Source organism: Streptosporangium longisporum (genome assembly GCF_039534895.1).
Lineage (GTDB): Bacteria > Actinomycetota > Actinomycetes > Streptosporangiales > Streptosporangiaceae > Streptosporangium > Streptosporangium longisporum.
Genome location: NZ_BAAAWD010000022.1, coordinates 134,209 through 148,790, shown reverse-complemented (window position 1 = coordinate 148,790; position 14,582 = coordinate 134,209). Strand labels below are relative to the sequence as shown.

Genomic DNA, 14,582 nt, shown 5'->3' with positions numbered 1-14,582 from the left:
ACGGCGGTCATGGGAGCGGTGGACGTGAGGCGCCTGTTGTGAGGATGGCTATCGTGAGGCGGCTGTCGTGAGGACGTCGGAGAGGCGGGGAGGGCAGGTGGTCCCGTGACCACCTGCCCCCTATGCCCGAAGGCGCAACCCCCTGGGGGTCGGATGGAACCCCGCCGACTCCAGGGCCGCGCCCAGCGGGGAGTCGTTGATGGCGGTGCCGTCCGCGCGCTCGACGGTCAGCTTCCCGAGGGCGCCGTCGCGCACCGCGAGCGCGAGGGCGTCGACGGCCGGTTGCAGGCGGTCGTCGGCGGAGAAGGAGAGCAGGGTCTTGCCACCGCGCTCGACGTAGAGGATCAGGTGCCCGTCGACGAGCACGACCAGGGACCCGGCCTTCCTGCCCGGCTTGTGGGACGCCTGCTCGGGACGGGCCGGCCACGGCAGGGCCGCCCCGTAGGGGTTGGCGGGATCGGCCGCCGCCAGCACCACCGCCCGCCGGACGTCCCCTGAGGACCGCTCCGTTCTCCGCGTCTCCCACGGGGCGGGTGCCGGGGCCGCACCCCACGGCTCGGGCTCGGGCGCCGGGCCCCGCTGCTCGGAGGGAGAGGCGGCGCGCATCCGGTCCACGGCACCGGGAAGGGCGAACTGGGCGCCGCCCAGACCCTCCACGAAGTACCCCCTGCGGCACCTGCCGCTCTCCTCGAAGGCGCGGAGAACCTGGTAGACGGCGGCGAAGCCGCCCGGCAGCCGCTCGGCCGTCACCGCGCCCCTGGTCACCACGCCGTGCCGTTCCAGCAGCACCTCCGCCTGGGCGTGAGCGCGCTGGGTGCCCTCCGGCGACAGAGCGGGCAGTGCCCACCAGCGACCGCTCACCGTGGGCGGGCCGCTCCTGGTCGGCAGCACCGCGCGCCTGCGCCGGGTCGGGGCCGGGCGATGTGCCGGACGCCCCGTGCCGAGCGTGGACCGCAGCGGGGCCAGGGTGTCCCCGGTGATGCGGCCCGACCACACCAGGTCCCACACGGCGGCCGAGAGCGTCCGGTCGTCCGGCACGGAACCGTCGAGCAGCGTGCCGACCCGGTTGGTCAGCTCGCGGAAGAACAGCGCACCCCCACCACCCAGCACCTCCAGCACGGCCTCGTGCACCGGGGTCAGCGTGATGTCGGCCGGGGCGGGCATCAGCAGCGGCGCGGTGTCGGCGAAGTAGAGCGACACCCACCCGTCACCGCCCGGCAGGGACCCTTGCCCGGCCCAGATCACCTCGCCGGAGGCGGTCAGCTCGTCCAGCAGAGACGGATCGTAGCCGGGCACCCGCGCGGGCAGGATCAGTGTCTCCAGCGCCGACGCGGGCACCGCCGCGCCCTGCAACTGCTCGATCGCGCCCACCAGCGCGTCGATCGGCGGCTTGCCGCGCTGCGGGGAGCCGGTGATGCCGTGCCAGGCGGGGGAGAAGGCGGCCAGCGTCTCCGCCGGGACCGGCTCCACCTCCTTGCGAAGCCTGGCCAGCGACCTGCGGCGCAGCGTCCGCAGCACCCCGGCGTCGCACCACTCCTCGCCCCGGCCGCCCGGCCGGAACTCCCCGCTGACCACCCGCCCGGAGGCGGCCAGCCTGCGCAGCGCGTCGACGACGACCGCCGGGCCGAGGCCGAACCGGGTCGCCGCCGTACTCGCCGGGAAGGAGGCGCGGGTGCGGGCGTGCCGGGCGAGCAGGTCGCCCAGCGGGTCGTCGACCGGCTCCAGGAAGGCGTGCGGCACCCCCACCGGCAGCGGCACGCCGAGCGCGTCGCGCAGCCGGGCGGCGTCCTCGATAGCGGCCCACCGCTCCTGCCCGGCCACCCGCACCCTGATCGCCCGGCGGGAGGCCTCCAGCTCGGCCAGCCACGCGGGGTCGCCCTCGCGCACGCTCACGTCCTCGGCCAGCAGGGGCCCGTGGGAGCGGAGCAGGTCGGCCAGGTCCTCGGCGTCGCGCAGCGGGCGATCCAGCCGGGCCAGCTCCCGTTCGGTGTCGGCGATCACGTCGGGGTCGAGCAGCTCACGCAGGTCCGCCTGGCCCAGCAGCTCGGCCAGCAGGCTCGTGTCGAGCGCGAGCGCCTGGGCGCGACGCTCGGCCAGCGGGGCGTCCCCCTCGTACATGAACGCGCCGATGTAGTTGAACAGCAGCGACGCGGCGAACGGGGAGGCCTTCTCGGTCTCGACCTCCACCAGCCGGATCCGCCGCGCCTCGACGTCGCGCATCAGCCGGACCAGCCCCGGCACATCGAAGACGTCCTGGAGGCATTCGCGCATCGTCTCCAGCACCACCGGGAACGACCCGTACCGGCCGGCCACCCCGAGCAGGTGGGACGCGCGCTGCCGCTGCTGCCAGAGCGGCGACCGCCTGCCCGGCGTACGACGCGGCAGCAGCAGGGAGCGCCCGGCGCACTCGCGGAACCGCGCCGCGAACAGCGCCGAACCGCCCAGCTCCTCGGTGACGATCCGCTCGATCTCGTCCGCGTCGAAGATCGCGATGTCCGAGGGGGGATCGGAGAGCGTGTCGGGGATGCGCAGCACGATCCCGTCGTCGGAGTGCACCGCCTGCACGTCGACGCCGTAGCGCTCGCGCAGCCTCCGCCCGATCGCCAGCGCCCACGGCGCGTGCACCCGCGCCCCGTACGGGGAGTGGACCACCACCCGCCAGTCGCCCAGCTCGTCGTGGAACCGCTCGACCACCAGCGTCCGGTCGTCGGGCACGTACCCCGTCGCCTGCCGCTGCTCGGCCAGGTAGGCGAGCAGGTTGGCCGCGGCGAACTCGTCCAGCCCGGCCGCCCTGATCCTCCCCAGGGCGTCGTCCCGGGTGAGGTCCTCGGCGCCGCGCTTCCCCGCCCGCGCCTTCCCGGAGCCGACCTTGGCGGTGGTCGCGGTGGTCGCGGTCGTGGCAGCGGTGGTGCCGCCCGTCGCGGTGGCGGCCGCGGTGGTGGCCGCGTTGCCGGTCGCGGTGCCGGTCTCGGCTCCGGCGCCGTTCCCGGTGCCCGTGCCCGCGGTGTCCGTGTTGCCGGTGCCTGCCGTGCGCGTGCCCGTGGTGCCGGTGCCCGCGGTGCCCGTGTCCGTGGTGCCCGTGCCTGCCGTGCGCGTGCCCGCGGTGCCCGCCGTGTCCGCGCCCGCCGTGGACATCTCGCGGAGGAACGCGCCGATGGCCCTGCCCAGCTCGGCCGGGCGGCCCGCGGTGTCACCGTGCCAGAACGGGAGCTTGCCGGGCTGTCCCGGAGCGGGCGTGACCAGCACCCGGTCGGCGGTGATCTCCTCGATCCGCCAGGAGGTCGCGCCCAGCACGAACACGTCCCCGGCGCGCGACTCGTAGACCATCTCCTCGTCCAGTTCGCCCACCCGGGAGGCCTTCTCCCCGACCAGGAAGACACCGAACAGGCCGCGGTCGGGGATCGTGCCGCCGTTGGTGACCGCCAGCCGCTGAGCCCCCGGACGGCCCCGCAGGGTGCCGGTCACCCTGTCCCAGACGATGCGCGGGCGCAGCTCGGCGAACTCCTCGCTCGGGTAGCGCCCGGCGAGCATGTCGAGCGTGGCCTCCAGCGCGCTCCTGGGCAGCGTCCGGTAGGGGGCGGCCCGGCGCACGACCTCCTCGAGCTCGTCGACCGTCCACTCGTCCAGCGCGGTCATCGCCACGATCTGCTGGGCGAGGACGTCGAGCGGGTTGCGCGGATAGCGGAGGTCCTCGATCTCGCCGCTCCGCATCCGCTCGGCCACCACGGCCGTCTGGACCAGGTCGCCCCGGTACTTGGGAAAGATCACACCGCGTGAGACGGCTCCCACCTGGTGCCCGGCCCGGCCGATCCGCTGCAGGCCGCTCGCCACGCTCGGCGGGGCCCCCACGCAGGCCACCAGGTCCACCGCGCCCATGTCGATGCCCAGCTCCAGGCTGGAGGTCGCGACCACGGCGGGCAGCCGGCCGGACTTGAGCGCCTCCTCGATCTGCGAGCGCTCCTCCTTCGACACCGACCCGTGGTGGGCCCGGACGATCTCCGGAACGACCCCCTTGGCCGCCCCGGCCTGCGCCATCATGGCCGCCGGAGTGGAGGTGGAGGCCGGCGGGGACCCCGCGGCCGGACGCGCGGGCCTCGCCGTCCCGTCCGCCCTTCCGCGACCCGCCTTTCCACGGCCCGCCTCTTCGGGATCGGACCGGTCGTGACCGGCCCGTCCAGGGCCGGTCCCTCCGGGTGCGGTCCGGTCGGGGTGGTCCCGCCCGGCGTCCTCGGCGTCCTCGGCGTCCTGTTCCGTGCCCCCGGACCGTCGCTCCCACGCCAGCTCGTTGAGGCGGGTGCAGAGCCGCTCGGCCAGTCTGCGCGAGTTGGCGAACACGATCGTGGAGCGGTGGTCCTCGATCAGGTCGAGGAGCCGCTCCTCCACGTGCGGCCAGATCGACCGCCTGGCGGGGGTCTCGGTCATCCAGCGGTCATCGTCCTGGGGCGGCGGGGCGGGGGCGGTGTCGAGCTCGGTCATGTCCTCGATCGGGACGACCACCTCGACCTCGATCCGCTTCTCGGAGGGCGGCTGGACCACGGTCGCCGGGCGCGAACCACCCAGGAAGGCGGCCACCTCGCTCACCGGCCGCACGGTCGCGGACAGGCCGATACGCTGCGCGGGCCGGTCGAGCAGGGCGTCGAGCCGCTCCAGGCTGAGGGCCAGGTGCGCGCCGCGCTTGGTCGCCGCCACCGCGTGCACCTCGTCGACGATGACCGTCTCCACGCCGCGCAGTGCCTCGCGAGCCTGGCTGGTGAGCAGCAGGAACAGCGACTCGGGGGTGGTGATCAGGATGTCGGACGGTTTGGTCGCGAACCGGCGCCGCTCCTCGGCCGGGGTGTCTCCGGAGCGGATCGACACCGAGATCCGCGGCACCGGGAGACCGAGCCTCCGCGCGGTCTGCTCCATCCCGGCCAGCGGCGCCCTGAGGTTGCGCTCGACGTCGACCGCCAGGGCCTTGAGCGGGGACACGTACAGGACCCGGCAGAGCCTGGGAGGCTCGCCGTCCCCGCGCGGGCGCCGCCCGCCACCGGCCCGTACGCCGTTCGCCCGCTCGCCGCCGGTGGGATCACCGGCGGCCCCGTCACCCGTCCGCCCGGTGCCGGTCCTGCCGGTGAGGGGTCGCTCTTCACCCGTCCGCGCGGCGGCCTGCCCGGCATCGGCCTGCGCGGCGTCGGTGGCCGAGTGTTCGGCCGCCAGCCGGTCGAGCGACCACAGGAACGCGGCCAGCGTCTTGCCGGAACCGGTGGGCGCGACCACCAGGGTGTTGTCGCCCCGGGCGATCGCCGACCAGGCCCCCTCCTGGGCGGCGGTCGGCGCGGCGAACGCCCCGGTGAACCACTCCCTGGTCATCGGGGTGAAGTGCCCGAGCGCCCCGTCCGTCCCGCTGGTCTCGCTCATCGACTGCCCCCTACCTCCCGGCTCGGCCGACCTGCCGGGTCCGTCATCCATACTGCCCGGCCCCACCGACAGAATCCCCCCCGCCGACCAGGCCGGGAAGGTGACCGGCGGGCCGGTCCGCGACCTGCGGGCGGGGACGCCATGATCCGACGGACCCACCGCGAGACCACACCGGACCTCGGCGGATCTCCGGAGGCCCGGATCCCCGAAGGCCCGCCGAGGTCCCGCGAATCCCGGGCGGCTCCGACCGATCCCGACCGATCCCGAAGAAGCCCCGGCAGGCCTCCGGTGGATCCTCGGCGGGCTCGCGACGGATCTCGGCGGGTCTCCGGCGTGGTCCCTGAGGAGTCCTGTGGTTCCCCCGGACCCCGTGAAGCCCGGCCGAACCTCGAAGGGGGAGCGCGGGCCCTCCCGGCATCCCGTACGGACTCCGCGGTGCCCGTGCCCGTGCCGGTTCGCCGTCCCGATCCCGTCCGCCGGCCGAGGCGTCGTCCCGGTCGCGTGACGTCCGGGATAGGTTGGCCCCCTGTCGTCACGGACATGACCCTGACGGACGTACAACGCATTGAGTGGTGAGCCAGCGGTGAGCATCGACCATCAGGCCGTCCGGGCGGCACGCGAGCAGATCAAGGCGCAGCATCTCAGGGCGCACCGGCCGCCGAGCAGCGCGAGGGGGCTGCATCACTTCGCGCTGGTCTCCTCCGACGTCGAGGCGACCATCACGTTCTACCAGGACCTCCTGGAGTTCCCGCTCACGGAGATCATCGAGAACCGTGACTACCCGGGCTCGAACCACTTCTTCTTCGACATCGGCAACGGCAACCTCCTGGCCTTCTTCGACTTCCCCGGCCTGGACCTCGGGCCCTACCGGGAGGTTCTCGGCGGGCTCCACCACATCGCCATCTCGGTGGACCCCTCCACCTGGGAGCGCCTGTGCGGCAAGCTGGAGGCGGCGGGCATACCGCACCAGGTCGAGAGCGGCGCCTCCGTCTACTTCGCCGACCCCGACGGGGCACGGCTGGAGCTGCTAGCCGACCCGCTGGGGGAGATGTACGGCTCCCGCGTGCTCTGAGCCCTCCGGCGCCGGGCCGGACCGCGCCCGTGCCCTTCGCCGGCGCGCCGGTACGGGACCCGGCATCCCCGGCCCGGACGCATACTTGGGGGCATGCGCCTGTCGGATTTCTGGAAGCGGATGAAGCTGCACTTCGGGGACCAGTACGCCGAGTCGTGGGCCCAGGACTACATCATCGCCGACCTGGGGGGCCGGACCGTGATCCAGGCGCTGGCCGAGGGTGTCGGGGCCAAGGAGGTCTGGCACGCCGTGTGCGGGGTCACCGACGTCTCCCCGCGCCTGCGCTGAGAGGGACCCGGCGGGGTGCCGGTCCCGTTCAGGACGCATCCGGCCCCGCGGACGGGCCCAGAAGCCTCCCCACCGCCTCGGCCGTGCGCGAGGGGTCGTCGACGCTCTGCTGACCGTCCGGCGACCACACGAACAGCCAGCCGTCCCTGGCGGGGGTGGCGAAGACGATCGTCTGCCTGCCGTTGTCCGGATGCCACACCCACAGCACCGGGGTGGCGCCCCCGAGGGTGCGGCTCGCCAGCCCTCGCCGCCTGAGCTCGGCGGCCAGGGAGTCGAGATGGACTAGGCGTTGCTGCGTGAACGCGTCGGGCACGTCGGGCACCTCGGATCGTTTCTCTCAGGATCACTCCAGGTCAGCCCGGTGACAACAAGGGCATGACAATTCCCGTGAATGTCTCCGCCAGGAGGGGACGCGGCGCTCGCCGCCGGGACGGCGAGGCCCTGACGGCGAGGTCCGGCGCCCCGGGCACCGGGCCCGAAGACGACCGGGGACGTACGGGGAGGGGCCATGCCGCTCCCGCCGCGCGGGTCGTCGTCGGCGGGGACGGCCGGGGGCGGGGGCCGTGATCCGGACCCGCCTCGCGCACACCGGCCCGGTGGACGCCGGCCCGGCGGACAGCGGCCCGGCGGGTCCCGCGCTCGCCGCGAACCGTCGTCCAGGGCTTCTCGCGGTGGTCGTCGCGGGGCGTACCGGGGCTTCCGCGACGCGTGGTGCCGACGGGCAGCGATCGAACAATCGTTCGGCTATATTGAACAGGCCGAGACTCCTGGCGTGCCCTCCCGAAATTGTCGGCGGCACCCCGTAGCTTGCTGGCAACCGATCCAACCCGCGACCCTCCAGGGGGGCTCCCATGGCAGCTAACGACCGCGAGAAGGCGCTCGAGACCGCGCTCGCTCAGATCGAGCGGCAGTTCGGCAAGGGCTCCATCATGCGCCTGGGCGACGAGACCCGGGCGCCCATCGAGGTGATCCCCACCGGCTCCATCGCGCTGGACGTGGCCCTCGGCATCGGCGGCTTCCCACGCGGCCGCATCGTCGAGGTCTACGGTCCCGAGTCCTCGGGAAAGACCACCGTCGCCCTGCACGCGGTGGCCAACGCCCAGCGCGCCGGCGGCATCGCCGCGTTCATCGACGCCGAGCACGCGCTCGACCCGGAGTACGCCCAGAAGCTGGGCGTCGACACCGACGCTCTCCTCGTCTCCCAGCCCGACACGGGTGAGCAGGCGCTGGAGATCGCCGACATGCTGATCCGGTCCGGCGCCGTCGACCTGCTGGTCATCGACTCGGTCGCGGCCCTGGTGCCCAAGGCCGAGATCGAGGGCGAGATGGGCGACAGCCACGTCGGCCTCCAGGCCCGCCTGATGTCCCAGGCGCTGCGCAAGGTCGCCGGTGCGCTCAACAACACCGGCACCACCGCGATCTTCATCAACCAGCTCCGCGAGAAGATCGGCGTCATGTTCGGCTCGCCCGAGACCACGACCGGTGGAAAGGCGCTGAAGTTCTACGCCTCGGTCCGTCTCGACATCCGCCGCATCGAGACGCTCAAGGACGGCACCGAGGCGGTCGGCAACCGCACCCGGGTGAAGGTCGTCAAGAACAAGGTGGCCCCGCCCTTCCGGGTGGCCGACTTCGACATCCTGTACGGCGTCGGCATCTCCCGCGAGGGTGGCCTGATCGACATGGGTGTCGAGCACGGTTTCGTCCGGAAGTCCGGCGCTTGGTACACCTACGAGGGTGACCAGCTCGGTCAGGGCAAGGAGAACGCGCGGAACTTCCTCAAGACCCACCCCGACATGTCCAACGAGATCGAGAAGAAGATCAAGGAGAAGCTCGGTGTCGGCCCGCGCGTCGACAGCCCGGCGACCCCGGCTCCGGCTCCGGCCGCTGCCGCCGCCCCGTCTTCGGCTCCCTCCGGCCGGAGTGCCGCCCCGGCCCCGGTCGCGGCCGGAGCCGGAGCCGGCAGGGGGGCCAAGGCAGCCGCCACCCCCAAGCCGGGTGACGCCTGACCCGGGCCTGACCGATGACGACGGGACCTGACTCCGGTCCGGCCGACGCGGCCGGGCCGAGAGACTGGGGCGCCTGGCCGGACGTGACCCGGGACGCCTCGTCGCCCGGGAGAGGACGCGGGCGGGACGGCGACCCGCCCGCGTCCGAGAGTCCCTGGGACGGCGACCCGTCCTCCTCAGGACGCCCGGGACGCCCGGCACGGCGCCGTGGCGGCGGCTCGTCCGCCTCCGGGCGCGGGCGATGGGCCGGTTCGCCCGGCTCGGAGACCGATCGGCAGGACGGCTCGGACGCCTCTCCGAGTGGCTGGGAGGCCGATTCTCCTCCTTCTCCGGACGCGTTCGGCGAAGACGGCGGTTTCGGCGATTCCGAGAACGGCCCGTCGGGCGGGAAACGTCGCGGTTCACGCGGTGCCTCGCGCCGTGGTGAACGCGACGGTGAGCGTACCGGTGGGGAAAAAGGCCGTTGGGGCGGCGGAGGGTGGGGCGGGCGACGCTCCTCGGGAGGTCGATCCTCGGGGCTTTTCCCGGACACCTCGGCTCGTGGGGCCGGTGGGGCGGACGATGACGCGACCGGCGGATCCGATGCCACCGGATGGGGCACGGCAGGTCCGGGCGACCCGCGTTCGGGCACCGCGGATTCGGGCCCCAGGGGTTCGGGTGCCCGGAGTTCGGGTGCCTGGGGTTCGGGCTCCACGGGATTCGGCGACAGGACGCCGGCGAGCCGCAGGACCGACGCCGATCCGCAGGCGGTGGCCCGGGGGATCTGCCTGCGGCTGCTGACCATGGCACCGCGTACCCGGGCCCAGCTCGCGGAGGCGCTGCGCAAGCGCGAGGTGCCCCAGGAGGCGGCGGACGCCGTGCTGGACCGATTCTCCGAGGTCGGGCTCATCGACGACGAGGCGTTCGCCGCCGCCTGGGTGAGTTCGCGCCATGCCGGTCGCGGCCTGGCCCGCAGGGCGCTCGCCTCCGAGCTCCGTCACCGGGGCGTGGACGAGGAGACCGTGAAGGACGCGGTGGAGCAGCTCGACCCCGAGCAGGAGGCCGAGACCGCCCGCGCCCTGGTGCGGCGCAAGCTCTCCTCCATGCGTTCCCTGGAGCCCGCGGTGAGGACCCGCAGGCTGGCGGGGATGCTCGCCCGAAAAGGGTACGGCCCCGGGCTGGTGTTCCGCGTGATCCGCGAAGTGCTGGAGGAGGCGGAGACGGAGGCGTCCTCGTTCCCGGAGGAGCCGGACTATCCCCTCGATTAGTTCAAAGCGCCTTGACAGCCGGTCTTTGCTTGCTCGTTACCTCTCTGACGCTTAATCTCAACGCAGTGAGGAGTTACTCCGTGCAGTACGGATTGTCATAGCGGTTTATTACGGACGAGCAGGCTTGGCGGATGGGAACGCGACGACGGAACCGGTGGGAAAAACCGGGTGCCGTTTTCCCGCGGGTTCATCGTCGTTTCGATGGTGCCGAGGCTTGAGCTTTCCGTGCCGTGCGTGTGACCCCTCGTGTGCCTGATATTTGCGACGCGAGGAAGGTGAGGCGCGCATGGATCCGGTCGTGGTCGTCATGTTGACGGTGGCGGTTGTGGCTCTTGCCGTGATGACAGCCGTGCTTGTCGTGTTGCTGCGTCGCATCGGTGGAGCCGGGGCCGCGCCGAAGCGTCCCACCCCCGAGCAGGAGGCCGAGGTCGAGGCCGAGCTGGAGGAGGCCAGGCGTCAGGCCGCCGGGATCCGGGCCAAGGCCGAGGACGACGCCGGAGAGCTGCTGCGCAGGTCGGAGATGGCGGTCGAGGCCGCGGCCGAGATGCGCAAGGAGGCCGAGGCCGAGGGCAAGGTCCTGAAGTACGAGCTCAAGGAGCTCCGGGCCGACCTCGAACGCCGGGAGAACCGGCTGGCCGAGCGGGAGCAGCGTCTCGACGAGGAGGCCAGGCGGCAGGCCGAGCGGGCCCGTAAGCTCGCCGAGACCGAGACCGAGCTGGCCGACCGGCGTGAGGACCTGGAAAGGGTCGCCGAGGAGCGCAGGGCCGTCCTGGAGCGGGTGGCGGGGCTCACCGGCGAGCAGGCCAGGGCCGAGCTGGTCCGGGAGATCGAGAACCAGGCGAAGCGCGAGGCCGCGCTGATCGTCAGGGAGATCGAGGGGGAGGCCCGCAGGGAGGGCGAGAAGCGGGCCACCAAGATCGTCACTCTGGCGGTCCAGCGGGTGGCCACCGAGCAGACCGCCGAGTCCGTGGTGAGCGTCCTGCACCTGCCGGGTGACGAGATGAAGGGCCGCATCATCGGCCGTGAGGGCCGCAACATCCGCGCCTTCGAGTCGACCACGGGCGTCAATCTGATCATCGACGACACGCCGGAAGCCGTGCTGCTCTCCTGCTTCGACCCGGTCCGCCGCGAGACCGCGCGGCTCACCCTGGAGAAGCTCGTCCTCGACGGCCGCATCCACCCCCAGCGCATCGAGGAGGCGCACGAGCGCAGCAAGGCCGAGGTCCAGGAGCTCTGCGTGCGCGCCGGTGAGGACGCCCTGGTGGAGCTCGGCATCACCGACATGCATCCCGAGCTGGTGACCCTCCTCGGCCAGCTCCGCTACCGCACCTCCTACGGGCAGAACGTCCTCGGCCACCTCATCGAGTCCGCGCACATCGCCGGGATCATGGCGGCCGAGCTGCGGCTCGACACCACGCTGCTCAAGCGTTGCACCCTCCTGCACGACATCGGCAAGGCCCTCACCCACGAGGTCGAGGGCAGCCACGCCCTGATCGGCGCCGAGATCGCCAGGCGGTACGGGGAACACGAGGACGTCGTGCACGCCATCGAGGCCCACCACAACGAGGTCGAGGTCAAGACCGTCGAGGCCGTCCTCACCCAGGCCGCCGATGCGATCAGCGGGAGCAGGCCGGGTGCCCGCCGGGAGTCGCTGGAGGCCTACGTCAAGCGGCTGGAGAGGCTGGAGGAGATCGCGACCTCCTACGAGGGCGTCGAGAAGGTCTTCGCGATGCAGGCCGGTCGCGAGATCAGGGTCATGGTGAAGCCCGACGCGGTCGACGACATCCAGGCCCAGGTGATCGCCCGCGACGTCGCCAAGCAGGTCGAGGAGGAGCTCACCTACCCCGGCCAGATCCGCATCACGGTCGTCCGCGAGTCACGGGCCACCGAGTTCGCCCGCTGACCCCGCCGGACCGCCCTCGCGACACCGCCGATCCGTGCCCCGGTCGCCCACCGGGCGCGGGCCGGGAACAGCCCTCTCCCGGGTGCGGATCGGGGGGACGGGGAGCGGAAGGTCGCGGGAGCGGGACGTTGTGCGGAGGCGCGAGGAGCGGGGCGCCGTGCGGGGGTACGGGAAGCGGAGGCGCGATGAGCGGGTGTCGTGCCGGGATCCGCGGGCCCGTGCCCGGCCGCCCCTCAGAGGTGGAAGATCTGCTGGTAGAAGGCGAGCTCGGTGGCCAGGGCCGCGCTGCGGGTCTCGGCACGGCGGAAACCGTGCGCCTCGCCCTCGAACGTCAGGTACGTGCACGGGACGCCGCGCTCGGCCAGCGCGTCGGCGAAGGCCTGTGACTGCTCCGGGGGGACCACCGGGTCCGACAGGCCCTGCATCAGCAGCATGGGGCAGCTCACCCCCGCCACCAGGGCGAGGGGCTCGCGTGAGGCGTACAGGACCGGGTCCTGAGGCCCGATGAGCCAGTCGACGTAACGCGACTCGAAGTCGTGGGTGGTCGCGCTGAACGCGGCGAGCGAGCTGACCCCGTAGTAGGAGACGCCGCCGGCGAACGCGTCGGACCCGCAGCAGGCCGCCATAACCGTCCAGCCGCCCGCGCTGCCGCCCCGGATCGCGATCCGCGCCGGGTCGGCCAGCCCCTCACCGGCCAGCCACTCGGCCGCGGCGATCGAGTCCTCGACGTCCACCACGCCCCACTGCCCGCGCAGCCGCTCGCGGTAGGCGCGGCCGTAACCGGTGGAACCGCCGTAGTTGAGGTCGAGCACGCCGATGCCCCGGCTGGTGAAGAACACCTTCTCCAGGTCGAGCGCGCCCATGCTGTGCCCGGTCGGCCCGCCGTGCACGAACACGACGTACGGGGCGGGGCCCTCGCCGCGCGCCTCGGGGTTGGCCGGGGGATAGAGGAACGCGTGCGCCTCCCGCCCGAACCGGCCCGGGATCTCCACGGCCCGGACGGAGGGCAGGTAGGCCGGAGCGGGTATCTCGCCGGCGTCGCGGCGAAGCTCCTGGGTCTGTCCGGTCGAGATGTCGACCCGGACGATCGACCGGGGCAGCGCAGGGCCGTACCCGATGCCGACCACGGCCCGCCCGTCGGTGGCCAGCACCGCGTCCCAGCCGTCGTAGGGCACGCCCAGGTCCGTCAGCGTCCCGCCGACCGGGTCCAGGACACCCAGCCGCAGGTCGCCGCGCCCGTGCAGGATCGCGAGGCTCCCGTCGGCCAGCGGCGCGTACGGCATGGCGCCGAGCTGCCAGAGCGGGCCCGCGAACTCCTGGTCGGCGCGGTGGAGCGGCCGGGGCCTTCCACCGTGGATCTCGGTCAGGTAGAGGTTCCACCAGCCCGAGGAGTCGGAGACCAGGTAGAGGTTGCGCTCGTCACGCCAGTGCGGGGCGAGCACCGACTCCTCGGGGCCACCCGCCACCGTCCAGCAGGTGCCGTCGGCCAGCCGGCAGACCCGCAGCTCGGTGCCGTTCCACGGCATCCGGGGATGGTCCCAGCAGACGAAGGCCAGGTGCTCGCCGTCGGGGGAGAGCGCAGGGAAGGCGTAGAAGTCGTTCCCGGTGATCCACTCGCGGGGCTCGTCCCCACCGGCCCCCGATCCGGCCGGTGAGCCGGTGGCCGGGTCGCCGGTCGAGCCGCCGGTCGAGCCGCCGGTCGAGCCGCCGGCCGGGTCGGTGGTCGCGCCGGTGGTTGAGCCGGTCAGCGGGCCGGTCAGTGGGACGGACACGATGGACCGGCTCACCCGGTCGCCGTCGTGCCGCTCCCGGACGCACCAGACCTGCCCGTCGTGGACGACCAGGTCGGCGTAGCGCAGCGCCGAGGGCCGCTCGGGCTCGGGGGTGAGCGGCCGGGGCTCGCCGCCGGTGGGCAGCAGGTAGAGCCGCTGGTCGGTGAAGTTCGCGAACACCACGCCCTGGCCGGGCACCACCGCGTACGACCGTCCGCCGTACTCGTGGACCCGGGTCCTGGCGCTCCACGGGGCGCTCAGCAGCTCGCGCCGCACACCGCCGGCGTCCCGGTGCACGATGGTGGTCCGCCCGCCCTCGGCGGGACGGTCTTCGGTCCACCAGACCTCCTCGCCGAGCACCGTCGGGAATCCGAGGCGCAGACCGGAGCGGGCGACGTCGGAGGTGGAGACCGGTGAGGGCCAGGTGGCGTACGGCAGGACGACCTGCTCGGGGGACATGGCGACATCCTGCCCGATAACCGGCCGCGTGTCGCCGATATCACGTCCGCGTCCCACCTCGGGTGTCGCCGATGCCCGGCGCGACGAGAGAGATGGGAGGGGATGAAGGGGTTAAGGTGATCGGCCCGGAACATCCGGACACCGGCAAGAAGTGTGCGTTCCAAGGGGCCCCGGGACCACCGGGCCCACCGCGTCCACAAGGTCCACCAGGTCCACCGGGCCCACCGCGTCCACAAGGTCCACCAGGTCCACTGGGTCCACAAGGTCTACCAGGTCCACCAGGTCCACAAGGTCGCCGCGCGTCCCGTTCCGGAACGCGCGGCGACCGTCCATGTGTGACCGTCGCGCTCGTGACCGTCGCATCGTGAGGCATCACACGCGACCGCCACGCGACGTGTCACATGTGTGAGCGGCCTCATGCACGACCGTCAGCGACCG

9 protein-coding genes are annotated in these 14,582 nt (G+C 73.2%); 6 read left to right on the top strand and 3 right to left on the bottom strand.

Annotated features, from left to right (window positions below; genetic code table 11):
* Nucleotides 1-120: 120 nt before the first annotated feature.
* Nucleotides 121-5,397 carry an Lhr family helicase gene (locus tag ABD832_RS36055; RefSeq protein ID WP_413224470.1) on the bottom strand — a complete coding sequence of 1,759 codons (5,277 nt, stop codon included), beginning with the start codon at nt 5,395-5,397 and terminating at the stop codon, nt 121-123.
* A gap of 583 nt (nt 5,398-5,980) precedes the next feature.
* Between ABD832_RS36055 and ABD832_RS36050 the strand changes: the two genes are divergently transcribed.
* Nucleotides 5,981-6,469: a VOC family protein gene (locus ABD832_RS36050; protein ID WP_344905087.1), complete on the top strand. Its 489-nt coding sequence runs from the start codon at nt 5,981-5,983 to the stop codon at nt 6,467-6,469.
* A gap of 93 nt (nt 6,470-6,562) precedes the next feature.
* The gene (locus ABD832_RS36045; RefSeq protein ID WP_344905084.1) at nt 6,563-6,757 is read left to right on the top strand and encodes a DUF3046 domain-containing protein; all 195 of its coding nucleotides are present in this window, start codon (nt 6,563-6,565) and stop codon (nt 6,755-6,757) included.
* 28 nt (nt 6,758-6,785) lie between these two features.
* On the opposite strand, the gene ABD832_RS36040 is transcribed toward ABD832_RS36045, so the two are convergent.
* Nucleotides 6,786-7,070, bottom strand: a complete 285-nt coding sequence (locus ABD832_RS36040; protein WP_344905081.1) for a hypothetical protein — start codon at nt 7,068-7,070, stop codon at nt 6,786-6,788.
* Between the two features lie 538 nt (nt 7,071-7,608).
* Here ABD832_RS36040 and recA point away from each other — a divergent pair.
* From recA to rny, 3 genes are all read left to right on the top strand, one after another.
* Nucleotides 7,609-8,763 (top strand): recombinase RecA, encoded by a 1,155-nt coding sequence (gene recA / locus ABD832_RS36035; protein WP_344905078.1) that lies wholly within the window; start codon nt 7,609-7,611, stop codon nt 8,761-8,763.
* Nucleotides 8,764-9,512: 749 nt separating this feature from the next.
* Nucleotides 9,513-10,010, top strand: a complete 498-nt coding sequence (locus tag ABD832_RS36030) for a regulatory protein RecX (RefSeq protein WP_344905075.1) — start codon at nt 9,513-9,515, stop codon at nt 10,008-10,010.
* A 286-nt stretch (nt 10,011-10,296) separates the two neighbouring features.
* Entirely contained in the window at nt 10,297-11,913 is a 1,617-nt protein-coding gene (rny, locus tag ABD832_RS36025; protein ID WP_413224471.1) for a ribonuclease Y, read from the top strand.
* A gap of 233 nt (nt 11,914-12,146) precedes the next feature.
* Here rny and ABD832_RS36020 read toward each other — a convergent pair whose 3' ends face one another.
* Nucleotides 12,147-14,144 carry a S9 family peptidase gene (locus tag ABD832_RS36020; RefSeq protein WP_344905069.1) on the bottom strand — a complete coding sequence of 666 codons (1,998 nt, stop codon included), beginning with the start codon at nt 14,142-14,144 and terminating at the stop codon, nt 12,147-12,149.
* Nucleotides 14,145-14,297: 153 nt separating this feature from the next.
* Between ABD832_RS36020 and ABD832_RS36015 the strand changes: the two genes are divergently transcribed.
* On the top strand, nt 14,298-14,483 hold the full coding sequence (locus ABD832_RS36015) for a hypothetical protein (protein ID WP_344905066.1): 186 nt from the start codon (nt 14,298-14,300) through the stop codon (nt 14,481-14,483).
* The last annotated feature ends 99 nt before the right edge of the window (nt 14,484-14,582 follow it).

Bases quoted from the DNA above. Each gene is read 5' to 3' on its own strand.
- ABD832_RS36055 (WP_413224470.1), bottom strand. From the start codon at position 5,397: ATGAGCGAGACCAGCGGGACGGACGGGGCGCTCGGGCACTTCACCCCG.
- ABD832_RS36045 (WP_344905084.1), top strand. From the start codon at position 6,563: ATGCGCCTGTCGGATTTCTGGAAGCGGATGAAGCTGCACTTCGGGGAC.
- recA (WP_344905078.1), top strand. From the start codon at position 7,609: ATGGCAGCTAACGACCGCGAGAAGGCGCTCGAGACCGCGCTCGCTCAG.
- rny (WP_413224471.1), top strand. From the start codon at position 10,297: ATGGATCCGGTCGTGGTCGTCATGTTGACGGTGGCGGTTGTGGCTCTT.
- ABD832_RS36020 (WP_344905069.1), bottom strand. From the start codon at position 14,144: ATGTCCCCCGAGCAGGTCGTCCTGCCGTACGCCACCTGGCCCTCACCG.